The 23,203-nt window shown below is 69.9% G+C and carries 20 protein-coding genes; 12 read left to right on the forward strand and 8 right to left on the reverse strand.

The features are described from left to right. Positions 1-60: 60 nt before the first annotated feature. From BLS56_RS12070 to BLS56_RS12090, 5 genes are read right to left on the reverse strand one after another with little or no spacing between them, the layout of a single operon-like run. Entirely contained in the window at positions 61-1,179 is a 1,119-nt protein-coding gene (locus tag BLS56_RS12070; RefSeq protein ID WP_228771578.1) for an ADP-ribosylglycohydrolase family protein, read from the reverse strand. A gap of 43 nt (positions 1,180-1,222) precedes the next feature. Then, positions 1,223-1,987, reverse strand: coding sequence for an ESX secretion-associated protein EspG (locus BLS56_RS12075; protein WP_091450118.1), 765 nt, complete (start codon positions 1,985-1,987; stop codon positions 1,223-1,225). A 2-nt stretch (positions 1,988-1,989) separates the two neighbouring features. After that, positions 1,990-3,213, reverse strand: a complete 1,224-nt coding sequence (locus BLS56_RS30580) for a hypothetical protein (RefSeq protein ID WP_139190629.1) — start codon at positions 3,211-3,213, stop codon at positions 1,990-1,992. Positions 3,214-3,245: 32 nt separating this feature from the next. Then, complete coding sequence (locus BLS56_RS12085) at positions 3,246-3,968, reverse strand: DUF3558 domain-containing protein (protein WP_091450119.1); 723 nt, start codon at positions 3,966-3,968, stop codon at positions 3,246-3,248. Beyond that, positions 3,919-4,368, reverse strand: coding sequence for a hypothetical protein (locus BLS56_RS12090; protein WP_091450120.1), 450 nt, complete (start codon positions 4,366-4,368; stop codon positions 3,919-3,921). The genes BLS56_RS12085 and BLS56_RS12090 overlap by 50 nt, the downstream gene beginning before the upstream one ends. Before the next feature lie 105 nt (positions 4,369-4,473). Between BLS56_RS12090 and BLS56_RS12095 the strand changes: the two genes are divergently transcribed. The 9 genes from BLS56_RS12095 (at position 4,474) to BLS56_RS12135 (ending at position 16,951) form a co-directional block, all read left to right on the forward strand. Then, positions 4,474-7,158: an MGH1-like glycoside hydrolase domain-containing protein gene (locus BLS56_RS12095; protein ID WP_228771579.1), complete on the forward strand. Its 2,685-nt coding sequence runs from the start codon at positions 4,474-4,476 to the stop codon at positions 7,156-7,158. A gap of 128 nt (positions 7,159-7,286) precedes the next feature. Continuing rightward, complete coding sequence (locus tag BLS56_RS12100) at positions 7,287-8,114, forward strand: ABC transporter substrate-binding protein (RefSeq protein WP_228771580.1); 828 nt, start codon at positions 7,287-7,289, stop codon at positions 8,112-8,114. A gap of 6 nt (positions 8,115-8,120) precedes the next feature. Then, positions 8,121-8,954: an amino acid ABC transporter permease gene (locus tag BLS56_RS12105; RefSeq protein WP_091450123.1), complete on the forward strand. Its 834-nt coding sequence runs from the start codon at positions 8,121-8,123 to the stop codon at positions 8,952-8,954. Next, complete coding sequence (locus tag BLS56_RS12110; protein WP_091450124.1) at positions 8,951-9,724, forward strand: amino acid ABC transporter ATP-binding protein; 774 nt, start codon at positions 8,951-8,953, stop codon at positions 9,722-9,724. The genes BLS56_RS12105 and BLS56_RS12110 overlap by 4 nt, the downstream gene beginning before the upstream one ends. Positions 9,725-9,809: 85 nt before the next feature. Then, positions 9,810-12,038: a hypothetical protein gene (locus BLS56_RS12115; protein WP_091450125.1), complete on the forward strand. Its 2,229-nt coding sequence runs from the start codon at positions 9,810-9,812 to the stop codon at positions 12,036-12,038. Positions 12,039-12,115: 77 nt separating this feature from the next. Then, the gene (locus BLS56_RS12120; RefSeq protein ID WP_091450126.1) at positions 12,116-12,571 is read left to right on the forward strand and encodes an SRPBCC family protein; all 456 of its coding nucleotides are present in this window, start codon (positions 12,116-12,118) and stop codon (positions 12,569-12,571) included. 174 nt (positions 12,572-12,745) lie between these two features. Then, complete coding sequence (locus tag BLS56_RS12125) at positions 12,746-14,587, forward strand: NHL domain-containing thioredoxin family protein (RefSeq protein ID WP_091450127.1); 1,842 nt, start codon at positions 12,746-12,748, stop codon at positions 14,585-14,587. 157 nt (positions 14,588-14,744) lie between these two features. Then, complete coding sequence (locus BLS56_RS12130; RefSeq protein ID WP_175482788.1) at positions 14,745-15,065, forward strand: GroES family chaperonin; 321 nt, start codon at positions 14,745-14,747, stop codon at positions 15,063-15,065. Between the two features lie 14 nt (positions 15,066-15,079). After that, on the forward strand, positions 15,080-16,951 hold the full coding sequence (locus BLS56_RS12135) for a VanW family protein (RefSeq protein ID WP_091450128.1): 1,872 nt from the start codon (positions 15,080-15,082) through the stop codon (positions 16,949-16,951). A 169-nt stretch (positions 16,952-17,120) separates the two neighbouring features. On the opposite strand, the gene BLS56_RS12140 is transcribed toward BLS56_RS12135, so the two are convergent. The 3 genes from BLS56_RS12140 to BLS56_RS12150 all read right to left on the reverse strand — a co-directional run bounded on the left by BLS56_RS12140 (position 17,121) and on the right by BLS56_RS12150 (position 20,333). Then, a complete protein-coding gene (locus tag BLS56_RS12140; RefSeq protein ID WP_091450129.1) occupies positions 17,121-17,408 on the reverse strand; it encodes a GlsB/YeaQ/YmgE family stress response membrane protein in 288 nt (95 codons plus the stop codon). A 208-nt stretch (positions 17,409-17,616) separates the two neighbouring features. After that, complete coding sequence (locus BLS56_RS12145; RefSeq protein WP_091450130.1) at positions 17,617-19,449, reverse strand: acyl-CoA dehydrogenase; 1,833 nt, start codon at positions 19,447-19,449, stop codon at positions 17,617-17,619. Positions 19,450-19,595: 146 nt separating this feature from the next. Then, positions 19,596-20,333 carry a LuxR C-terminal-related transcriptional regulator gene (locus BLS56_RS12150; protein WP_091450131.1) on the reverse strand — a complete coding sequence of 246 codons (738 nt, stop codon included), beginning with the start codon at positions 20,331-20,333 and terminating at the stop codon, positions 19,596-19,598. A 361-nt stretch (positions 20,334-20,694) separates the two neighbouring features. On the opposite strand from BLS56_RS12150, the gene BLS56_RS12155 reads away from it, so the two are divergent. From BLS56_RS12155 to BLS56_RS12165, 3 genes are read left to right on the forward strand one after another with little or no spacing between them, the layout of a single operon-like run. Further along, positions 20,695-21,138 (forward strand): DUF4304 domain-containing protein, encoded by a 444-nt coding sequence (locus tag BLS56_RS12155; RefSeq protein ID WP_139190631.1) that lies wholly within the window; start codon positions 20,695-20,697, stop codon positions 21,136-21,138. A gap of 4 nt (positions 21,139-21,142) precedes the next feature. Next, positions 21,143-22,252 (forward strand): DNA adenine methylase, encoded by a 1,110-nt coding sequence (locus tag BLS56_RS12160; RefSeq protein ID WP_091450133.1) that lies wholly within the window; start codon positions 21,143-21,145, stop codon positions 22,250-22,252. Between the two features lie 51 nt (positions 22,253-22,303). Then, positions 22,304-23,188, forward strand: a complete 885-nt coding sequence (locus BLS56_RS12165) for a glycosyltransferase family 2 protein (protein ID WP_091450134.1) — start codon at positions 22,304-22,306, stop codon at positions 23,186-23,188. Positions 23,189-23,203: the final 15 nt, after the last annotated feature.

Consider the following 23,203-nt stretch of genomic DNA (forward strand, 5'->3'; position numbering starts at 1 on the left):
CGGGTCCTGAGGCGTTCCTGTTCCGCGACCGCCTCGGCCTCGGTCGACGGCCAGGCGCCCTCACCAGGCCGGATAGCGGTCTCTCCAGGTCGGGTCGTTGAGGGAGTTGGCGGGGCTGAACTCGATCAGCGCGTCCCGCCCCAGGGTCTCGATGACCTCGCGCAGCTCCAGCTCGTCCAACCAGGGCCGCGGGATCGCGTCGACGCCGTGGACGGCGCCAAGCAGGTTCCCGCAGATGGAGCCGGTGGAGTCGCTGTCGCCGGAGTGGTTGACCGCGAGCAGCAGCCCGTCGGCCAGGTTGTCCGCGGCCAGCGCGGCGCACACGCCGATCGCCAGGGCCTCCTCGCCGACCCACCCGCCGCCCAGTTCGGTCGCCAACTGCTCCGGGGTCGGCCGCCCCCGCCGCGCCAGCGCGACCGCCGCGTCCAGCGCCTGGACCGTCTCGGCGGACTCCTCCCAGGTGACCAGCTCGGCCCGCACCTCTACCAGCGCGTCGGGAAGCGCGGCGCCGTCGAGCAGCCGGTGCACCACGAACGCCAGCGCACCCGCGCTCAGATACCCACTGGGGTGACCGTGGGTGAGCGCCCCGGACTGCGCGGCCACCACGAACGAGTCCAGCGGGTCCTCCGACCACAGCGCGCACGGCGCCGCCCGCATGACCGCCCCGCAGCCCTTGGAGTCGTTGAGCTTGTGCGACAGCGTCCCCCGCTCCGCGCCGCCCGCGTAACCCTTGAGCGCGGTAAGCACGGTGGCGCCGGGGGCGCGGCGGTGGAAGAGGCCACGCTCGCCGATCAGCCACCCGTCCGGCTCCGCCTCCATGGCGTACGACCCGCCCGCCCGGTGCCACGGCGTCCCCTGCGTGTGGAACCACCGCTGGTAGGCGTGCTGCACGACCGAGGCGGGCTGCTGCTCGAAGAACATCAGGCGGCGGCCCAGGTGCCCGCGGATCATCGCCTCGACGGTGAACAGGGTCATCTGCGTGTCGTCGGTGATCCGGCCCCGCCCGCCGTACGCCTCCGCATACCCGGTGACGCCGGAGGGGCCGAACCGGGCGCGGATGTCCTCGATGGACAGGAACTCGATCGGCGCTCCCAAAGCGTCGCCCACCGCCCCCGCCAAGAGAACGCCGAGCCACTTGTCGGCGGGAATCACGCGCTCATAGGGGAGATCGCCGTCCACGTCCGGCAAGGGTACTGGCGTCACCCAGTCGAGTCGCTAACGGTCAGCCGATAGAGGCGTGCAACTCCGAAAGTCGGCGCGCGATCAGCTGCGGCGTGCCGGGGACCGCGTTGATCGACTTCTCGCCGCGGCCCTCGGTCGTGTACAGGGCCCACCGGCCGTCGGCGAGGTCGATGAACGAGATCCAGTCCTTCGCGCGGGTCCGCTTGCCGCGGTGGTCCCGCTTGGCGGTGTACAGCTTGCCGCCACCCACCCGCGGCGCCTTCATCAGCGCCGCCAGCCGCCGCGCCTCCTGCGGCGTCGCGTAATGCGGGTCGCTCATGCTGAACCCGCCGACGTCCCGCCGCACCGGCTTGCCGTAGTCGGCGGACCGAACCGAGATCGCCTCACCGCGCGCGGCGGCCACGTTCGGCAGCCGGAACACGAACGCCTCCAACGCCCGCGACGCGTCGATCCACTCGAAGGTGACCACCTCGTCCACCCGCTGCGCCAGCGCCGCGGACCGCCCCGACGCGGCGACCAGCACCGAGTACGGCCCTTCCGTGTCCTGCAGCCACCCGTAGTACTCGACGGCGCCGCGCTGGATCACCGCGAGCAGGTCGAGGAAGTCCTCGGCCACCCCCTGCGGGGTGCTCAGCCCGGCGCGGTCCAACTCCCGGTGGAACTGGGCGTCGCTCTCCTGCTTGAACCGCGGCGAGTAGTAGCGCTCACCGCCGGTGAACAGGGGGTGCGGGTCGCCCAGGTTCTCCTGCTTGAGCAGGCGGTACAGGGTGTCGACGGACAGCTCGACTCGCGACTGGGTGCGCATGGTCACTCCCCGATGACCGGGGGCGCGGTCATCTGGTCGGTGCCGAAGATCGCCTCGGGGTCGTTTTCGAGCAGGAACGACGCGCGGGTGTGCTCGGTGTCGTCTTCGCCCTGGCCGCGTCCGCCGCCAGCGCCCATGCCGGGCTGCCCGCCGCGCCCGCCGGTGCCAGCGCCGCCTGCGCCCGCCGCGGCCGCCGCCGCGCCCGCGCCGCCCGGTCGTCCGCCGGGCCCGTGCTCAGCCCCGGTCGCCGGGCCGCCCGGTCGCGCGCCTGCCCCGTGCTCGCCCGCGCCGCCCGCGCCGAAACCGCCCGCGCCGCCACCGCGCGCGCCGAATCCACCGGCACCGCCACGGCCCGCGCCGCCGCCGCCACCGCCTGCCCGGCCACCACCAGCGCCATCGGCGCCGCCGCTGCCGAACCGTCCGCCGCCGAAGGGCAGCAGCGGGTCGGCGACCGGCGGCTGGATGGGAAGCGGCGGCCCGATCGGCCGGTTGGGCGGCTGCACGGGCGTGGGCGGCGGCGTCCAGTCATGCGGCCGCGTCTGCTGCGGCTTGTCGTCGTACTGCGGCGGCGTCAACGGGTCCGTGGGCCGCTCCGGCCGCTGATCGCTCGGCGGCGGCGGGGTCCACACATCCCCCGGGTCCCGCCCGTTCCGCCCCGGCGGAGTCACCGGGTCCCTTGGGTCATCCGGCGGCGGCGTCGGCGGGAAGTTCGGGTTCTCAACCCGAATGTCCCCACCCGTGTCGTGCAGCGACGAGTAGTCCATCGGCAGGGCCTGCTCGTTGGACATGCTGTTCTCGTCGTACATCTGGTAGACGCGGAGGTTGTGCTCAGAGTTCGCCTGGTACTTGCTCAGCTCGTCTTCGGTATCGGTGTCCCAGGGGGTCGCCTCGTCCCAGAACCCGGTGTCCGGCGGATTCTCCGCGACCGGCACCACACTGCTCGACGCCGACCCGAACGCGCCGCCCTGCTCCTGCAGGAGTTGGTCGGTGTGGTCCAGGTTGTCCGCGCCCAGGATCGTGACCTCGGCCAGCGGCTTCGCGGCCCCGTACGCGGCAGCCCCCGCCTTGCCCTGCCAACCCGCCTCGATCTTCTGCGCGAGCTGGTTGATCCGCTCCGCCCGCTCCGTCTCCGTCTTGGCTTCCTGCCCGGCAGTGTGCTGGGCCATGGTGAGGGTCGAGGCGCCGCTGCCACCGGTCAGGGCGTGGTAGATCTGGCTAGCGGTCAACCCGCTCCCGCTGCCGGGTGCGCTCACGATGATCATCCCGCTTTCAGAGTCTTGACCACCTCGGCGGCCACCATCACCGCGACCTGGCACGCCTGGTCCCTGTTCCTCTTGCTCAAGGACTGCTGAGTGATGACACCGATGGACATCGTGTCGGACATGCCCACATCGACCCCGCACATGCCTATGTCTCGGTTGTCGCGTTTGTCGTATGTGACGGCTGGCATTCCATTGATGTCGGCGACCGGCTCGAAGTATGCCCACTCGCCGCGCTTGTTGGCCCGGTAGACGGCGGTGAGACCCTTGGAAGTCTGGGAGAAAAAATGCACGTCGATGCTGGAGCCGTTGAAGGTGTCCGGCGAGTTGTTGAACCATCGGCAGCCGGCTCCGGTGGGGTGCTCGGTTCGTTTGCCGGTGGGTGTTCCGACGAGCACCTGCGCTCGTTCCGGGGGCAGCGATGCGCAGGGGTCGTTGGCGAACTTGGACACGTCCACCGGATTTTTGACTTTGGGGGCGCCGTCGGTGGGCAGTTCGGTCGAAGACGCGGGTGCGGATGGGGTGCTGGGTTCGGAGGTCTTCGACCCGGGCGCGGGGTCCTGTGTTCGGGTGGTCGTCGTGGAGAGACCGACCGGCGTGCCCGCTTCTCCTGTCGTGCACGCCGCGAGCGTGACCAGGGCGAGCAGGGGCACGAGGGTGTGGCGACGCACGTCAGATCCCTCCGGGAGCGCTGGGCGCGGACGGTCCGGACGCCGACCCATCAGTGGAGTCCAGGCCCCGGACGTTCTCACGTTCCACCCCAAGATAGTCGCTCAACGCGTCCTGGAACTTCTGCGCCTGGTTGTAGCAGTATTCGGCCTTCTCCTTGAGCGAGTCCATATAAGCCTGCGACGAGGTTGCCACTGCCTGGGCGTGGTAGTGGCTGGCCGGGTCGTTCCCAGGAGGATCAACCTGACCAAGGGGTCGAGCGCCTACCATTGACTGTGTGTAGTCGTCGGCCAGGTCGAGCCAGTCTTTGACGATGGAGCGGATCTCGTCCGGCGAGAAGGAGAACTTGCCGCCGTCGCCGCTGGGCGGGGCGCCGCCGACCATGTCGCTGACACCGGAGCCTGCGATGTGCCCGACGGATGCGTCGATGCTGCTGCGGAATGCGGACGTCATCGTACCCCCTGTGGCCCTGACCTGCCCCTTCGTGATCAGGATACGACAGCGACGTGATCCAGGGTGCGGTTTCCCTGAAAAGCGGATTCCACCACACTGGGGCGGGTGAGCGAACACGAGCGGTTGGCCGAGTCCCCGTCCGCGGAGTCGCCGTGGCGGCTGTGGGGGCCGTATCTGGCCGCGCGGCAGTGGGGGACGGTTCGCGAGGACTACTCGGGGAATGGGGACGCCTGGGGGTACTTCTCGTTCGACCAGGCGCGGATGCGGGTGTACCGGTGGGGTGAGGACGGGATCGCCGGGATCTGCGACCGGCACGGGTTCCTCAACTTCAGCCTGGCGCTGTGGAACGGGCAGGACGAGATCCTCAAGGAGCGGTACTTCGGGTTGGCGAACTCCGAGGGCAACCACGGTGAGGACGTCAAGGAGCACTGGTGGATCACCGACGGCACGCCGACGCACTCGTGGATGCGGGTGCTCTACCGGTACCCGCAGCGGGCGTTCCCGTACGCGCGGTTGCGGGAGTTGGCGGCGCACGCCGGGCGGGACCACCGGGAGCCGGAGCTGTCGGACACGGGGGTGTTGGACGGCGACCGGTTCTTCGACGTGCGGGTCAGCTACGCGAAGGCCGCGCCGGACGACGTCTGTGTGGAGATCGAGGCGACCAACCACGGGCCGGAGGCGGCTCCGCTGCACCTGTTGCCGCAGCTGTGGTTCCGCAACACGTGGTCGTGGGGGCGGGACGCGCGCAGGCCCGCGCTGATCGGGTCCACTGTGGACGGTTGGGCGCGGGTGGTCGCCGAGCATTCGCTGCTGGGGCGCTACACCACGCATTTCGACGGCGCGCCAACGCTTTTGGTCACCGACAACGAGACCGACGAGGCGCAGTTGTTCGGGCGGGCGGTGAATCCCAGCCGGTACACCAAGGCGGGGATCGGCGACCACGTTGTCGAGGGCAAAACCGATGTGTGCCAGGTGGTTCCGGCCGGGGGCGCGTCGCAGCCGGGGACGAAGGCGGCGGCCTGGTACCGCTTCGACTCCGTCGCGCCGGGTGAGTCGGTCACGGTCCGGGTGCGGCTGATCGCGGGCGACGGGCACGGCAGCGCGTTCGGGTCGACGTTCGCTTCCACTATGGCGCGACGGAAAGACGACGCGGACGAGTTCTACGCCGACATCGCCCCCGACGCCTCGCCCGCGGAGAAGAAGGTGGCGCGGCGGGCGTTCGCGGGTCTGCTGTGGACGAAGCAGCACTACCGTTTCCGGGTGCGCGAGTGGCTGGAGGGCGACCCGGCGCACCCGCCGTCGCCGCACGAGCGGCAGGGCCCGCACGCGCGCAACGCGCACTGGAAGCACATGGACGTCGCCGATGTGCTGTCCATGCCCGACGAGTGGGAGTACCCGTGGTTCGCCGCGTGGGACCTGGCGTTCCACATGGTGCCGTTCGCGCTGGTCGACCCGGCGTTCGCCAAGGACCAGCTGCTGCTGCTATGCCGGGAGTGGCTGATGCACCCGGACGGGCAGCTGCCCGCGTACGAGTGGGAGTTCGGCGATGTCAACCCGCCGGTGCACGCGTGGGCGACGCTGCAGGTCTACCGCGCCGAGCAGGAGGCGACCGGCAGCGGTGACCGGGTCTTCCTGGCCCGGGTGTTCCACAAGCTGCTGCTGAACTTCTCCTGGTGGGTCAACCGCAAGGACCCCGGCGGCAACTACCTGTTCGAGGGCGGCTTCCTCGGCATGGACAACATCGGCCCGGTCAACCGGTCGGCCCCGCTGGAGCACGGGTGGCGGTTCGAGCAGTCCGACGCGACATCGTGGATGGCGACGTACGCGTTGCACCTCATGCAGATCGCGCTGGAACTGGCCCGCCACGACGAGGCGTATGAGGACGTGGCCACGAAGTTCGTGGAGCACTTCCTGAGCATCGCGCAGGCGTCGACGCACTTCGGTTCCGCGCGGCGGCCGATCTGGGACGAGGAGGACGGGTTCTGCTACGACCTGGTCTCCCGCACTCTCGACGGCGGCCATGTTGAGGCGCAGCCGGTGCGGGTGCGGTCGATGGTGGGGCTGATCCCGGTGCTGGCCTGCGCGCCGCTGGAGCCGTGGGTGTTCGCTGAGCTGCCCGGCTTCTCCGGCAGGCTCAACTACCTGCTGCGCCGCCAGCCCGAGTTCGGCCAGTTCCTCACCTGGCACACCGGCGCGGACGGCGAGCGCAGCGCGCTGCTGTCGCTGTTGGACGACCGCAAGCTGCGCCGGGTCCTGACCCGCATGTTCGACGAGGCCGAGTTCCTGTCCCCGCACGGCATCCGGTCGCTGTCCGCGGCGCACCGCGGCGGCCTGGAGGTGGAGATCGCGGGCGCGCCGCACCGCATCGAGTACGAGCCGGGCGAGTCGCGCACCGCGATGTTCGGCGGCAACTCCAACTGGCGCGGGCCGGTGTGGTTCCCGACGAACGCGCTGCTGGTGCAGGCGCTGTGCGCGCTCGACACGTTCCACCATGGCGCGGTCACGGTGGAGCTGCCCACCGGCTCTGGCAACCGGGTGACCGCGGGCGAGGCGGCCCGCGACCTCTCGCGCAGGCTCGCGGGGTTGTTCCTGCCTGGGCCGGATGGCCGCAGGCCTGCCGACGGTAAGCGGATCGAGGGCACCGACTCGCCGCTGTGGCGCGAGCATGTGACGTTCAGCGAGTATTTCGATGGGGACACGGGTGAGGGCCTCGGCGCCTCCCACCAGACCGGGTGGACAGCCCTGGTCGCCGTTCTTCTTGCGGGCTGGCCCGGTATGTGCGGGAAATAATCCGTTCGCGTCACCATTGTGCGACAAAACCGCCGCATCCCTGTGACGAACGGGCGAACAGTGCGCGGCCCGCGCTCCCGGTGGCAGGATGCGGGCACTCGAACCGAGACGACTCAAGGAGTGACACCGTGGCGCGACGATCCAAGCTGAAGGTGCTCGCCCTGCTGCCCGCGCTGGCCCTCGCGGTCGCAGCCTGCGGAAACGCCACCGACAGCGGACCCACCAGCGGAAACACCGCTCCCGGGGTCACGCTGGCCGAGGCGGGCAAGCTCAAGACCTGCACGAACCTGCCGTACCCGCCGTTCCAGTTCACCCAGGGCGGCAAAACCGTCGGGTTCGACGTCGACCTGCTCGACCTCGTGGCGGGCAAGGTCGGCGCCAAACAGGAAATAGTCGACATCCAGTTCAACGTCATCAAAAGCGGCGCGGCCCTCAACTCCAACAAGTGCGACGTGGCCGCCGCGGGCATGACGATCACCGACGAGCGCAAGCAGAACCTGGACTTCTCCAACCCCTACATGGACGAGGTCATCGCCCTGCTGGTGCCCAAGGGGTCCGGCATCACCAGCCTCGACCAGGTCAGGGACAAAAAGCTCGGCGTGCAGAAGGCCACCACCAGCCTCGACTACGCCACCGGGAAGGGCTTCACGCCGACCGAGTTCGAGGACTCCGGCAAGCAGCTGCAGGCGTTCCAGTCCGGCCAGGTCGACGTGGTCCTGCAGGACCTGCCGGTGGTCAACGAGTGGCTCAAGAAGCAGGGCCTCAGCGACAAGTTCGAGATCGGCGCGGAGATCGAGACCGGCGCCCAGTACGGCTTCGCGGTGAAGAAGGGCGGCAACGGCGAGCTGCTCAAGACGATCAACGACGCGCTGGGCGCGGCCATCGCCGACGGCACCTGGGCGCGGCTGTACGAGCAGTGGATGGGCTCCAAGCCCAAGTCCACGCCGGGCAAGTAAGCGTCCATGGCCGACACGACTCCGCGGGCTGAGGCGGTCCCCCGGGCCCGCCTCAGCCCGCGCAAACGGCAGCGCATCAGCCGCGGCATCCAGTACGCGGTCTTCGCCGCCGCGGTCGCCGCGGTCGGCTTCGGCGCCGACTGGGCGTCGCTGGCCGAGTACTTCGCCGACCTCGACGTCGCGAAGGAAGCGTTCCCCGAGCTCATCACGGTGGCGCTGAAGAACACCGTCATCTACACGCTCTCGGCGTACGTGGTCGGGTTCGTCCTCGGGCTGGTCGTCGCGCTCATGCGGCTGTCGTCGGTCGCGGTGTACCGCGGTGTGGCGCTGGTCTACATCGAGGTCTTCCGCGGCCTGCCCGCCCTGGTGGTGTTCCTGATCTTCGGGTTCGGCTTGCCGGTGGCGTTCCCCGGCCTGGAGTTCCCGTTCGAGCAGTACGGCACGGTCGCCGTGGCGCTGGGCCTGGTCGCCGCGGCGTACATGGCCGAGACGTTCCGCGCGGGCATCCAGGCGGTGCCCAACGGCCAGCTGGAAGCGGCCCGGTCGCTGGGGATGCCGCAGACCAGGGCGATGGTGTCGATCATCATCCCGCAGGCGCTGCGGGTGGTGATCCCGCCGCTGACCAACGAGCTGATCCTGCTGTTCAAGGACTCATCGCTGGTGTTCGTCCTGGGCGTCACGTCGCTGACGACCGAGCTGTCCAAGTTCGGCGGCGACCTCGCAGCCGAGCACGCCGACTCGACCCCGCTGGTGCTCGCGGGCGCCGCCTACCTGGTGATCACCGTGCCGCTCGGCTACGTGGTCCGGCGCCTGGAAGCCAAGCAACGGAAGGCGAGATGAGCACAGTGAGCCCGGCTGCCCCCGCGGTCGAGATCGTCGGCCTGCGCAAATCGTTCGGCGACCTGCTGGTCCTCAAGGGCATCGACGCGACCGTCGAGCCCGGTGAGGTCGTGTGCGTCATCGGGCCGTCCGGCTCCGGCAAGTCCACGCTGCTGCGCTGCGTGAACCTCCTGGAGCAGCCCGACGACGGCAAGGTGATCGTCAACGGCGTCGAGCTGACCGACCCCGACGTCGACATCGACGCCGCGCGCCGCCGGGTCGGCATGGTGTTCCAGCAGTTCAACCTGTTCCCGCACCTGACCGTCCTGGACAACCTGACCATCGCGCAGCGCAAGGTCCTGCGCCGCGGCAAGGCCGAGGCCGATGCGGTCGCCTTCGAGAACCTGGAGAAGGTCGGCGTCGCGGACAAGGCGCGCGTCTTCCCGGCCAAACTGTCCGGCGGGCAGCAGCAGCGGGTCGCCATCGCCCGCGCGCTGTCGATGAACCCGCAGGTCATGCTGTTCGACGAGCCGACGTCCGCGCTCGACCCGGAACTCGTCGGCGACGTGCTCGGGGTGATGCGCAAACTCGCCGACGAGGGCATGACGATGCTGGTCGTCACCCACGAGATGCAGTTCGCCAGGGAGGTCGCGGACAAGGTCCTGTTCATGGACGGCGGCGTCGTCGTCGAGGAAGGCCCGGCCGCCCAGGTCATCAGCGACCCGCGGCACGAGCGGACCAAGACGTTCCTGCGCCGCGTCCTCGACCCGACCCACCAGGACCCCACATAGCCGCTGGTCACCGGGGACGCAGGGCGGCCATAGTGGAACCACGAGTCACCGGCGTGCGTCCACATCCTTCGGGGAGGGGGGACGGATGGCAGGCAAGGACGTTCTGGACGAGCAGGCGGGCGGCGTGCTCGACCCACATGCGCCGAACCCGCCCGCGTGGGCGCGGATGCCCGCTGCCGACGTGGTGCGCCGCGCCGCCGAACCGGACACCGGCGGCGTGCTGCGCAGGCGCAAGCCCAACATCGCCCCGGTCGTCCGCGTCGCCGACCGGTACCTCGTCGGCCCGCTGGACCTGCGCGCGGTGGAGTTCCCGTACCTGCTGGAGTTCGAGCGCTGCCGGTTCGAGCAGCCCCCGGACCTGCGCCAGGCCCGGCTCGCTGGTGTCGAGTTCCGCGACTGCTCGCTGCCCGGCCTGCAAGGGCGCAACCTGCGCAGCGACAACGACGTGCAGCTGGTCTCGGGCACCGTCGTGCGCGGCACGGTCGACCTGACCGACGGGGAAATCCACGGGTCCCTGGTGCTGCGCGACAGCACCCTGGTCGCCGTGGACGGCCCTGCGCTGCACGCGGACCGGCTGCACCTGGTGGGCGCGCTGCTGGCGGCAGGTCTGGCGGCCCACGGCGAGATCCGCATCGCGGGCTTGCGCAGCGGCGGCAACGTCAACTTCGCGGGCGCGCTGCTGGACAATCCGAGCGGCCTGGCGATGAACGCCAACGGGCTGCACGTCGGCGGCAACCTGCACTTCACGATTGACCCGCGCACAGGGGTCGCGTTTCGCAGTGTCGGCCAGGTTTTCCTGCCCAGCGCCCGCGTGGACAGCGACTTCTCCCTGCGTGGCGCGCAACTCTCGCCGCGCCGGGAGCATTCCCGTCCCGTGCCGCCGGACGACCCGTTCTTCGACCCCAACGCCGCCCTGGTCGCTGACCGGTCCAAAGTGGACGGAAATGTCAACCTCGACCGCGGCTTTGTCAGCACGGGAACCATCCGGATCGTCAACGCGCACATCGGCGGCTCCCTGCGCCTGGCGCACGCCCGGATCGACCTGTCCGGTGGGCAGGAGCCGTTCGTCGAGCGGGTCGGCGCGGGCGCAGCGCCGCCCGGCCCGTACCCCGACCGGGCGCTGCACCTGGACGGCACCGAGGTCCGCGGCGGCATCGACGCCCGCGACATGCGGGTGGCCGGCCAGACGCGGCTGGTGGACGTGCAGGTGCAGGGCAGCGTCCTGCTCGACCGCGCGGTCATGAGCAACCGCGGCGGCGACGCCCTGGAGGGCCGCCGGTTCACCGTCGGCGGCAACCTCGACGGCCGCTCGCTGCTGGTGTTCGGCTCGGTCCTGCTGCCCGGCGCGAAGATCGGCTCCAACCTCGACCTGCGCGGCAGCCGCCTGCTCGCCCCGGGCCGCTACCCCCGCGACAAATCCCCCAAGCCGTCCCTGGACCTGCGTGTCGCCCACATCGGCCGCGACCTCGTCTGCGCCGACGGCGACGAGCCGTTCTCCGCGCACGGCGAGGTCCGCGTCCGCCGCGCCGTGGTGAGCCGGGAGCTGAACTTCCACGGCGCGGAACTGGGCAACGGCCGCAACGCGGTGGCCCTCAACGCCTTCGGCGTGCAGACCCAGGAGTTGCGGCTCGACGTCGGCGCCCCACCGCGGGGCCGCGTCGACCTGCGGCACCTGCGCTGCGCGTCCCTGTCGGACAACGAGCGCTTCTGGGACGCCCACGGCCGCATCGAGCTGGAGGACTTCCGCTACGACGCCCTGGCGACCCCGATCGAGCTCGACGACGACACCGAGGTGATGCGCCGCCTGCGCTGGCTGCGGCAGGGGATGCGCGAGGTCTACCGCCCCGGCCCGTACGACCAGTTCGCCGCCATGCTGCGCGCCTGCGGCAACGAGGAGCACGCGGCGGCGGTCCTGGTCGAGAAGCAGCGGCGGCGGTACGCGGCCCTGGCCGAGGGCGCCCGGCTCGCGCGGCCGGGCATCCAGGTGTGGAGCTGGCTGCAGCGGTGGATGGTCGGGTACGGCTACCGGCCGACCCGGGCCCTGGCGTGGCTGATCGCGTTCCTGGTCCTCGGCACGGTCTGGTTCGCGCTGATCCCGCGGCCGCACGAGGCCAACTCCGACGACCACCTGGTGTGGAACCCGGTGCTGTACACGCTGGACCTGCTGGTCCCGATCGTGGACTTCGGCCACAAGAACAAGTGGACGGTGCCCGGCGCGTCCCAGTGGATCTCGGCCACCCTCATCGCCCTGGGCTGGATCCTGGCCACCACGGTCGCGGCGGGCATCACCCGGATGCTGCGCCGGACATCGTGAATGACCCCCTGTTTTCCTTACCGCCAGTAGGCTACTTTCGGTAGCGTTTTCGACGCTGAGTCCCGAGGAGCGCCCCGATGCAGCCCGACGCGCACGCCCAGATCGACGTGGCCGCCCCAGCCGATCGCGTGTACGCGCTGGTCAGCGACCTGCCGGGGCTGGCGACCCTGTCGGAGGAGTTCCAGCGCGGCAGCTGGCTCGGCGGCGTGACGGAGGCGAAGGTGGGCGCCCGCTTCCGCGGCGCCAACCGACGCGGCGTCCGCTGGTGGTCCACGGTGTCCACGGTGACCGACGCGGAACCGACCCGGTTCGCCTTCGACGTGCGCTCACTAGGGCTGCCCGTGTCGCGCTGGCAGTACGACATCGAGCCCACCGCCACCGGCTGCCGGGTCACCGAGAGCACCTGGGACCGCAGGCCCGCCTGGTACCGCCCCATCACCATCCTCGCCACCGGCGTCAGCGACCGATCCACCCAGAACCAGCGCAACATCGAACGCACCCTGGCCCGCCTGAAGCAGGCCGCCGAGGCGTAACACCTCCACACGTGTCAGGTTCCAGCGGTTCCGGAACCTGCTGGGCAAGCCGCGTGTCCCCCAGGGTGACCCCATGGCGGTCGCCGCCGCCACCCTCTACTGAGCCCTGTGGACAACTTCGCAGCATGTGGACAACTGGAATCACCGACCGCCCGAACCGGGTTGACTGTCCACATGACTTCTTTGATGCGGGGCCGGGTGCGCGCGGCCGAGTTGGTCGGTCGTGGCTGGTTGAACACCGGGGGCAGGGATCTGCACCTCGGCGACTTCCGCGGCAAGGTCCTGCTGCTCGACTTCTGGACATTCTGCTGCGTCAACTGCCTGCACGTTCTCGATGAGCTGCGTCCCGTCGAAGCCGAGTTCGCCGATGTCCTGGTCACCGTTGGGGTGCATTCGCCGAAGTTCGCGCATGAGGCTGATGCGGGCGCGTTGCGGGCGGCGGTCGAGCGGTATGCCGTGCACCATCCGGTGTTGGACGATCCTGACCTGACCACCTGGCAGGCGTACGCCGTCAAGGCGTGGCCGACGTTGGTGGTCATCGATCCCGAGGGCTACGTCGTCCATATCGCCGCTGGTGAGGGACACGCCGAGGCGCTGCGGCGGGTTGTTCGCGAGGTCGTGGCCGAGCACGACGCGAAGGGGACGTTGCACCGGGGGGACGGGCCGTATGTGCCGTCGGTTCCCGCGGAGACCGAGTTGCGTTTCCCCGCGAAGGCGGTGGCGACGGACAAGAACACCGTGCTTGTCGCCGACACCGCTCATCACCGGATCGTGGAGATCGACGGTGAGAGCGTCGTCAAGTCCTACGGCACCGGTGAACGTGGCAGGCAGGACGGTGTCGAGGCGACTTTCTCCGAGCCGTCGGGGATCGCGGTGCTGCCGTCGGCTGTTGCCGAGCGGGTCGGGTATCACCTGGTGGTCGCCGATACGGTCAACCACCTCTTGCGCGGTGTCAACACCGACACGGGCGCGGTGACGACCGTCGCGGGCACCGGCTCGCAGTGGCGCGACGGCCCGTCCGACGGCCCCGCGCTCACCGTCGACCTCACCAGTCCGTGGGACGTCGTCTGGTGGGAGCCCGCGGGCGGTGTCGTCGTCGCGATGGCGGGCAATCACACCCTCGGCTTGTTCGACCCGTCGACCGGCACTGTCCGGCGCTTCGCGGGCACCACGGTCGAGGGGCTGCACGACGGGCCCGCCGAAGAAGCGTTCTTCGCGCAGACTTCCGGGCTGGCCGCAGCCGGGGACCGGCTCTGGCTGGTCGACTCCGAGACGTCCGCGTTGCGGTGGGTCGAGCCCGATCCGACCGGTTTCACCGTCCACACCGCGGTCGGCACCGGCCTGTTCGACTTCGGCCACCGGGACGGCCCGGCAGACCAGGCCCTGCTCCAGCACCCGCTCGGGGTGACGGTGCTGGCCGACGGCGCGGTGGCGGTCGCCGACACCTACAACGGCGCCATCCGCCGCTACGATCCGGCGACGCGGGAGGTCTCGACCCTGGCGACCGGGTTGGCCGAGCCGTCCGGGGCCGCGCTGGTCGACGGCGAACTCGTTGTCGTCGCGTCCGCCGCGCACCGGCTGGAGCGGCCGGTCGCCGCCGCGCACCTGGTCGCGGGGGCCGCGCACCAGGTCCGCAGGCCGCAGGCGGAGGTCGCGGCGGGCGCGGTCGACCTCGTCGTGGTGTTCGCCCCGCCGCCGGGGCAGAAGCTCGACGACCGGTGGGGCCCGTCGACCCGCCTTGAGGTCACCTCGTCGCCGCCGCACCTGCTCGCCGAGGGCGCGGGTGTGGGCACCGACCTGGCCAGGAGGCTGGTTCTCACCGCCGACGTGCCCGAGGGCGTCCTGCACATCGTGGCCCAGGCGGCCAGTTGCGACGACGACGGCACCGAGCACGCCGCGTGCCACCTGACCCGGCAGGACTGGGGTGTCCCGGTCCGAATCACCGAGACGGGTGACCGGCGGCTCCCGTTGGTGATGGGCGGTCTCGACGACCAGTCGGTCGCTCCGCAGGCCTGACGCGGTCCCCGGTCGTGTCATGATGGAACGGAGTCGACCGCGCCGACCACGGTCGATGCGGTTTCGGAATTGACGGTGGGCGCCGATGGTTCTCCTCGGGAATCGGACACCTAGCACGGCCTCATCCGCCGCGCGAGCCGACGGTTACCATTCCTCAGTGCCGGAACTGAAGCTCGAGATCCAGATGCTGCACGACCGGGTCCTCGTGCGGCTCACCCCCGAAGAAGGGGAACGGCGCAGCACCGGCGGAATCGTCATTCCGGCGACCGCCCAGATGGCCAAGCGGCTGGCGTGGGGGGACGTGCACGGAGTGGGCACGAACGTTCGCACCGTGAAGGTCGCCGACCGGGTGCTGTTCAATCCCGAGGACCAGTACGAGGTCGAGGTCCATGGGCAGACCTACCTGGTGATGCGCGAGCGGGACGTGCACGCCATCGCCAGTGAGCGCATCGAGCAGGGCACCGGGTTGTACTTGTGAGGGAAAGGTGAGTCGTGCCGGACGACCCCAACTGGCCGGGTGAGCACAGATGGCCCGAGTCGCACGCCGAGCAGACCGATCTGCTGCCTCGGGTGCCCCCTTCGGGGAACTCGTGGGACGTCGAGACCGAGCGGTTCGCGCCGTCGTCTGGGACGTTGCCGGTCGACGAGGATGAGCAGGAGAAGGGCCGGAGCCTGCGCAAGCCCGCGATCATCGCGGGCGCGGTGGTCGGCGCTCTCGCCCTGCTCTACGGCCTCGACCTGACCCTCAGCGGCGGCGAGGTGCCACGCGGGGTGACGGTCGCCGGGGTCGAGGTCGGCGGGCTCGCCCACGCCGAGGCCGAGCGGCGGCTGCGGGAGCAGATCGAGCCGCGGCTCACCCAGCCGGTGACGCTGCGGGCGGGCGCGGTCGAGGAGAAGCTCGACCCGACCAAGGCCGGGCTCAAGCTCGACTGGGAGGCCACCCTCGCCCAGGCGGGCGACCAGCCGCTGAACCCGTTCACCCGGATCAGCTCGCTGTTCAGCAGCCGCGAGGTCGGCGTGGTCACCGGCACCGACGACGCCGGGCTCACCGCCGCCGTCGAGCGGTTGCGGGCCTCGACCACCCGGCCGCCGGTCGAGGGCGGCGTCACCTTCGAGGGCGCCAACCCGGTCGCCGTCGAGCCGGTGCCCGGCCAGGAGTTGGACGTGGCGCAGGCGCGGCAGGTCATCGTGGACGGCTGGGTGCGCGGCGAGCCGCTTGACCTGCCGGTCACCACGACGCCGGTGAAGACCACCAGCGAGGGGGTCCGGGCCGCGTTCGACCAGGTCGCCAAGCCCGCCGTGTCCGCTCCGGTGATCGTCAAGGGCGAGGGCAAGGACGCGACCATCAAGCCCGAGGTCATCGCGAGCGCGCTCACCTTCGAGCCGGTGGACGGCGGCGCCCTCGACCCCAAGCTCGACGTGGGCAAGATCGTCGCCGCGGTGCAGCCGCAGCTCGCCTCCACCGAGAAGGAGGGCAAGGACGCGCAGGTCGTGTTCGAGGGCGGCCAGCCGACCGTGAGCCCGTCCGAGGACGGCATGGGCATCAAGTACGACACCGCGTTCGCGAACCTGCTGGACGTGGTGAAGAAGACCGAGGGCCGCGAGATCAAGGTCGAGTACACCAAGAAGCCCGCGAAGGTGACCACCGAGCAGGCCAACCAGCTCGGCATCAAGGAGGTCATCGGCGAGTTCAGCACCAAGGGCTTCGCCGCCGACTCCGGGGTCAACATCCGCACCGTGGCCGAGAAGGTCAACGGCGCCATCGTGAAGCCGAACGAGACGTTCAGCCTGAACGGGTTCACCGGCCCGCGCACCGCGGCGCAGGGGTACGTCGAGGCGGGCGTGATCAAGGATGGCGCGCCGGGCCGGGAGGTCGGCGGCGGCATCTCGCAGTTCGCCACGACGCTCTACAACGCGGCGTACTTCGCGGGCCTCAAGGACGCGGGGCACAAGGAGCACAGCTACTACATCAGCCGCTACCCGCCCGCGCGGGAGGCGACGGTCTTCCAGAACCACGACGGCAGCAGCGTCATCGACCTCAGGTTCACCAACGACTCGCCGACCGGTGTCGCCATCCAGACGATCTGGACGCCGCAGTCGATCACGGTGAAGATCTGGGGCACGAAGCGCTACACCGTCGAGTCGGTGCCCGGCGGCCGCAGCGCCGAGACCCCGCCGCACGAGAAGCCGGGGCCCACCACGGGCAAGTGCTCGCCGAGCAACGGCTCGCCTGGCTTCACCACCTCCGACACCCGGATCCTGCGGGACGCGGCCACCGGCAGGGAGATCCGCCGCGACACCCGCACGGTCAAGTACAACCCGCAGCCCAAGATCGTCTGCGCGGCGCCGCCCGCGGGCGGCTGACCGGCGAGTCGGGCAAGCACGGCGCACGGAACCAGACGGCAGGCCACGGACTCCCGGGCCTGCCGTTTTCCGTGCGGCGGGCCGGGGCGCGGCCGATGCGGGCGGCCGTGTGTTTCCCGCGCCGGTCCGGCGCGGCCTGGTTAGTGTGCGCATCGCTTCGCGGGGCCGCTCAATGGCGGGTTGTCTGGCCGCCTTTGGTTTTCGCATAGAGGCCCGCGACTAGGGTTACCGCGATCACCGCGACGATCACTTGGAGCACTATCTCCAGGAAATCGATTCCCGGCGTCTTGTCCCAGCCGAACGGCTTGGCGAGCAGGGTGCCGATGAAGGCGGCGATGATGCCGGTGAGAATCGTCAGCCACCACGGGATCTTCTGCTGGCCCGGCGCGATGGCCCGACCGACGACGCCGAGGATCGCCCCGACGATGATGGCGCTGAAAATGCCTCCGATGCCCATATCAGCTCCTTGATCTTCGATCATTCGCCCCGCGGGTCTCCAGCCTCGCACCGGATGTTTCATCGCGCTCGCCAATGACACTTCCTCGGCAATAGCATCACTCGATTAGGGGGCGCGATCCCGTGTAACGGAGAGCCGGTAGACGCGAACGGCGGCGGCCCCCGAGGGGACCGCCGCCGTTATCGCGCTTCGCGGAACGCGGACCGTCTTAGAACACCGACTCGTCGGCGTCCATCAGGTCGTTGTCAGCCGACTCGACGATCTTGCGGGCCGCAGAAAGCTCCGGGAGGACGTTCTTGGCGAAGAACGACGCCGCCACGACCTTGCCCTCGTAGAAGCCCTTGTCCTTGGCGCTGACGCCATCGTCCAGCTTGGCGATGGCGATCTCGGCCTGGCGCTGCAGCAGCCAGCCCACCACCAGGTCGCCTGCGGCCATCAGCAGCCGGACGCTGTGCTGGCCGACCTTGTAGATGTTGCGCGGGTCTTCCTGCGACGAGGTCAGGTACCCGACGAGCGCGCCCAGGATGCCCTGGACGTCCTCCAGCGCCTGCTTGAGCAGCGCGCGCTCCTGCTTGAGCCGCCCGTTGCCGCCCTCGGCCTCGATGAACTTGGTGATCTCGCCCGCGAGGAACGCCAGGCCCTGGCCCTTGTCCCGGATGATCTTGCGGAAGAAGAAGTCCAGCGACTGGATCGCGGTGGTGCCCTCGTACAGCGAGTCGATCTTGGCGTCGCGGAGGTACTGCTCGATCGGGTAGTCCTGTAGGAAGCCGGAGCCGCCGAAGGTCTGCAGGGACTGCACCAGCTGCTCGGTGGCCCGCTCGGAGCCGACGCCCTTGACGATGGGCAGCAGCAGGTCGTTCACCCGCTCGGCCAGCTTGATGGACTCCTCGTCGCCCTCCTGGGTCCAGACCTGGTCCTGGAAGGTGGCGTTGTAGAGGTAGACCGCGCGCAGGCCCTCGGCGTAGCACTTCTGCAGCATGAGGCTGCGCCGCACGTCCGGGTGGTGGGTGATGGTGACGCGCGGGGCGGCCTTGTCGAGCATGTTCGGCAGGTCGGCGCCCTGGACGCGCTCCTTGGCGTAGTCCAGCGCGTTGAGGTAGCCGGTGGACAGCGTGGCGATCGCCTTGGTGCCGACCATCATCCGGGCGTACTCGATGACCTGGAACATCTGCGCGATGCCGTCGTGCACCTCGCCGAGCAGCCAGCCCTTGGCCGGGGTGCCGTGCTGGCCGAAGGTCAGCTCGCAGGTCGTGGAGACCTTCAGGCCCATCTTGTGCTCGACGTTGGTGACGAAGGCGCCGTTGCGCTCGCCCAGCTCGCCGGTCTCCGAGTCGAAGTGGAACTTCGGCACCAGGAACAGGCTCAGGCCCTTGGTGCCCGGGCCGTGGCCCTCGGGGCGGGCCAGCACCAGGTGCATGATGTTCTCGGTCAGGTCCTGGTCGCCGGAGGTGATGAACCGCTTCACCCCGTCGATGTGCCAGGAGCCGTCCTCCTGCTTGACCGCCTTGGTGCGCCCGGCGCCGACGTCGGAACCGGCGTCCGGCTCGGTCAGCACCATGGTCGCGCCCCACGCGCGGTCGATCATGATCTGCGCCCAGCGCTGCTGCTCTTCCGTGCCGTTCTTGTGCACGATCATGGCGAAGTTGGGGCCAGCCATGTACATGAACAGCGCCGGGTTCGCGCCCAGGATCAGCTCGGACGCCGCCCACTGCACGGTCGGCGGGAGGCCGAAGCCGCCCAGCTCGTTGGGCAGGCCCAGGCGCCACCACTCGCCGTCCCAGAGCGCCTTGTAGGACTTCTTGAACGACTCGGGCAGGGTCGCGCTGAAGGTCTTGGGGTCGTACACGGGCGGGTTGCGGTCCGCGTCGGCGAAGGACTCCGCCAGCGGGCCGACCGCCAAGTTGTTCAGCTCGGCGAGCACCCCGCGCGCGGTGTCCTCGTCCGACTCCGCCAAGACGCCCTTGCCCAGACGCTCCTGGACCTTGAACACCTCGAAGAGGTTGAACTCGAGATCGCGGACGTTGCTCTTGTAGTGACCCATCTCGTTGCTCCGTGTCCTGACGCTGATGCGGGTAAGCCGCCCGCGAGCAGAGTTCTGCTACTCACCGGTAACAAACAGTCTATTACCCGTCAGTAACTTCGGCAAGGAAACGGCGCCGGATCACTCACTTGTCTTAGTGGTTCCCCTCACGTGCCGGTGCGCGGCTGCGGCCGAACGGGTGGCGCCAGCGGCTCCGACGTCGGCGCCAGCACACCGGACCGGAACGCGACCGCGACCGCGTGCGTGCGGTCCCGGGCGGCCAGCTTGCGCAAGATGCTCTTGACGTGCGTGCGCACGGTCTCCACCGAGACGTAGAGGATCTTCGCGATGGCCTGGTTCTCCAGGCCGTCGGCGATGAGCTGCAAGACCTGGAACTCCCGCCGCGAGAGCGGCTGCTGAGCGCTGTCGGGCACCCGGACGAGCTTGCCGCGCGGCGCGGCGACGATCTGCGCCAGCGACGGGTCGATGTAGCGGCGCGTGTCGTGCGCGGCCCGGATCGCCTCGATGAGCTGCGGCGGCTCGACCGAGCGCGGGATCACCCCGTGCACCCCCGAGGCGATGGCGCCTGCCACGTACTGGGTCGTCCGGTGCGCGTCCCGGACCAGGACCAGCACGATCCCGCCCGGGTTGCCGGTGGTCAGCATCCCGCTGAGGTGGTTGCGCGGGTCGAGCCCGGAATCGATGAGCACGACATTCGGCCGGTACCGCTCGGCGAACTGCAGGGCGCCCTGCGGGGTGTCGGTCGCGCCGAGCCAGCGCAAACCGGGTGTTCGCATGATCAGCGCGGACAGGCCCTCGCGGAATAGCGGCACCCCGTCGACGAGCGCGACAGTCGGGCCGTACGGTCTGCCGAACGTGGCCCGATGGTCGATAGTGCGTGGCATCGTGCTCCTCCAGTCTCCCGTACTGCGACGGTCGGGCTCCCCTCTCGTGACGTCCTCCTGCGGGTTTCGGACCAAATCCCCCACGTGGGTGACAAGGGGGCGTGTTTGTGATCTGAGTTACATACATCGTCCTCTGTAGTGCGGCGATGTCCAGCGCGCCGGACGAACCGGCAGGTGGCGGGGGGAATATTTCGGGACTGTCGGTCGTCGCAGCTAAAGTCGAGATGACTCCGCGGTGACCAGTCGGATGCCCAGCGTGGGAAAAGTCGGCGTGGGAAAAGTCGGCGTGGGGAAGCCGGGCTGACGGCGCGGCCTGCCGTGACCGGGGCCGGGACAGGGGGGCGATGTGGAAGCGGGCGCGGTGCGCAATGCGGACGAGTGGTTTCGGCTCATGGTCGACACCGACCTCGCCCCCGGCCTGCGGGCCCTGGGGTTCTCCGGCAGCGGCCGCCGCTACCGGCTGACCCGGGACGCCCACGTCGGCCAGGTGTCGATCCTCCAGTCCAGCCGGGGCACGCCGGAGTCGACGCGGTTCACCCTCGTGCTGAGCGTCACCGCCACCGACGAGTGGTCCTCCCAGTTGCGCATCCGGCCGTACCTGCGCGCGGCGGGCCACCCGGGCACCGGCTGGCAGGAGCGCATCGGCAACCTGATCCGCGTCGGCGGCGGAACCCCGATCGGCGACCTCTGGTGGAACATCGAAGCCGGGAAGCCCTTCCGTCTCCTCGCCAACGAGGTCCTGACCGCGGTCCGTGAGTTCGGCCTGCCCGCCCTGGTCGACCAGATCCGCGCCCGCGTGAACTGAAGCGATGCAGGTGGCCGAGGAAAACCCCGACTACCTGCGGTCGCAACTGGTCACCTACCTCGGCAACAAGCGCAACCTGCTCGGCCCGATCGATGCGGTGGTGCGCGGCATCCGGGACCGGATGGGCCGCGGGCTGCGCGTCCTCGACGCCTTCTCCGGCACCGGCGTCGTCTCCCGCGTCCTCAAACAGCACGCGTCGGAGGTCATCGCCAACGACATAGAGGACTACGCCCGCGCGGTAAGCGAGTGCTACCTGACTAACGCGAGCGAGGTAAACCACGTCGAACTGGCGGCTCTGGTGGACGACCTGAACCGCAAAGTCGACCAGTCCCCGGTCGAGGGGTTCATCCGCAGGCTCTACTCCCCGCGCGACGACGACGACATCCAGCCCGGCGAGCGCGTCTTCTACACCGCAGCCAACGCCGCCCGCCTCGACGGGTACGCGTCCCTGATCCAGCAGGTCGACCCGGCCATCCGCCCGCTGCTGCTCGGCCCGCTGCTGTCGGCGGCCTCGATCCACGCGAACACCGCGGGCGTGTTCAAGGGCTTCTACAAGAACCGCGAGACCGGCGTCGGCCACTTCGGCGGCCGGACCAACGAGGCGCTGTCCAGAATCAAGGGCGAGATCCGCTTACGCCCGCCGGTGCTCAGCAATTTCGACTGCGCCCGGCAAGTACGCCAGCAACACGCCAACACACTCCCCGAATCCGTCGGCGAGATCGACCTGGCCTATATCGACCCGCCGTACAACCAGCACCCGTACGGCTCCAACTACTTCATGCTCAACCTGCTCACCACCTACCGCGAGCCGGAGCGAATCAGCCCGGTCTCCGGCATCCCCGCCGACTGGCGGCGCTCCCCGTACAACATCCGCCGCGCCGCCCCCGCCCTGCTGGCCGACCTGATCACCCGCCTCCCGGCCCGGCACCTGCTGCTGTCGTTCAACGACGAAGGCTTCATCGCGCCAGCGGAAATCCACGAAATCCTCCGCCCGGTCGGCGCCGTCACCGAGTTCACCACCCAGTACAACGCCTATCGGGGAAGCCGAAACCTGCGCACCCGCAATATCCACGTCACCGAGCACCTGTACCTGGTGGACAAGGACGTTTATTAGCGTGGCACAATCGCGGCTGTTCACCGCGGGCGCACAAGGAGCAAGCTGCCGATGATTTCGCTGGACGTCCTCACGCCCTACCACGGCGACCCCGAATACCTGTACCGGGCCGTCGACAGCGTCCGCGCCCTTGAGGACACCGACTGGCGCATGACGATCGTCGAGGACTGCTACCCCGGCGGCGAGGCCGTCCAGCGCCGCATCGAGGCCATCGGCGACGACCGCATCCGCTACCTCCGCAACGAGAAGAACCTCGGCGTCGCGGGCAACAAGCACCGCACCATCCGCGAAGCCACCCGCGAGTACTTCACGGTCCTGGACGCGGACGACCTGATGCTGCCGACCTACGGCAAGCAGATCGCAGCCCTCGTCGCCCGCCGCCCCGACGCCGCCCTGCTCCAACCCGCCGTCGAGGTCATCGACGAACGCGACGTCCCCCACTTTCCGTTGCCGGACCGGGTGAAGAGCTGGGCCAGGCCCACCACCGGAGACGGCATCCTCTCCGGCGAGACCGCGGTGGCCAGCCTCCTGCGCGGCAACTGGCTCTACACCCCCGCCCTGACCTACCGCCGCGACATCGCCCAGGACCTGGTCGAACGCCCCGACAGCGACGCCGTCCACGACCTGGCCATGGTCGTGGATATTCTGCTGCGCGGCGGCACCCTGGTCCTGGGCGCCGAGGTCGCCTTCCGCTACCGCAGGCACAAGCAAAGCCACTCCAGCACCGTCGCCCGCAGCGGCGAACGCTTCGCCCAGGAACGCGCCTACTTCATCGACATCGAATCCGAACTGCGAGCCCGGAGCTGGCACAAGGCCGCCGCCGCCGCCCGCCACCGCGTCTTCTCCCGCCTCAACGCCCTCAGCCAACTCCCCGGCGCCGCCTCAGCCCGCCAAACCGACGCGGTTCGCTCCCTGCTGCGCCACGCGCTGAGCTGATTCCGGGGATAAAGA

The organism is Actinokineospora iranica, from assembly GCF_900101685.1.
Classification (GTDB): Bacteria; Actinomycetota; Actinomycetes; order Mycobacteriales; family Pseudonocardiaceae; genus Actinokineospora; species Actinokineospora iranica.

Excerpts from the sequence above, each read along its gene's own strand:
- BLS56_RS12075 (WP_091450118.1), bottom strand. The coding sequence starts at position 1,987 with ATGCGCACCCAGTCGCGAGTCGAGCTGTCCGTCGACACCCTGTACCGC.
- BLS56_RS12085 (WP_091450119.1), bottom strand. The coding sequence starts at position 3,968 with ATGGGTCGGCGTCCGGACCGTCCGCGCCCAGCGCTCCCGGAGGGATCT.
- BLS56_RS12090 (WP_091450120.1), bottom strand. The coding sequence starts at position 4,368 with ATGACGTCCGCATTCCGCAGCAGCATCGACGCATCCGTCGGGCACATC.
- BLS56_RS12105 (WP_091450123.1), top strand. The coding sequence starts at position 8,121 with ATGGCCGACACGACTCCGCGGGCTGAGGCGGTCCCCCGGGCCCGCCTC.
- BLS56_RS12110 (WP_091450124.1), top strand. The coding sequence starts at position 8,951 with ATGAGCACAGTGAGCCCGGCTGCCCCCGCGGTCGAGATCGTCGGCCTG.
- BLS56_RS12115 (WP_091450125.1), top strand. The coding sequence starts at position 9,810 with ATGGCAGGCAAGGACGTTCTGGACGAGCAGGCGGGCGGCGTGCTCGAC.
- BLS56_RS12120 (WP_091450126.1), top strand. The coding sequence starts at position 12,116 with ATGCAGCCCGACGCGCACGCCCAGATCGACGTGGCCGCCCCAGCCGAT.
- BLS56_RS12125 (WP_091450127.1), top strand. The coding sequence starts at position 12,746 with ATGACTTCTTTGATGCGGGGCCGGGTGCGCGCGGCCGAGTTGGTCGGT.
- BLS56_RS12140 (WP_091450129.1), bottom strand. The coding sequence starts at position 17,408 with ATGGGCATCGGAGGCATTTTCAGCGCCATCATCGTCGGGGCGATCCTC.
- BLS56_RS12145 (WP_091450130.1), bottom strand. The coding sequence starts at position 19,449 with ATGGGTCACTACAAGAGCAACGTCCGCGATCTCGAGTTCAACCTCTTC.
- BLS56_RS12150 (WP_091450131.1), bottom strand. The coding sequence starts at position 20,333 with ATGCCACGCACTATCGACCATCGGGCCACGTTCGGCAGACCGTACGGC.
- BLS56_RS12160 (WP_091450133.1), top strand. The coding sequence starts at position 21,143 with ATGCAGGTGGCCGAGGAAAACCCCGACTACCTGCGGTCGCAACTGGTC.
- BLS56_RS12165 (WP_091450134.1), top strand. The coding sequence starts at position 22,304 with ATGATTTCGCTGGACGTCCTCACGCCCTACCACGGCGACCCCGAATAC.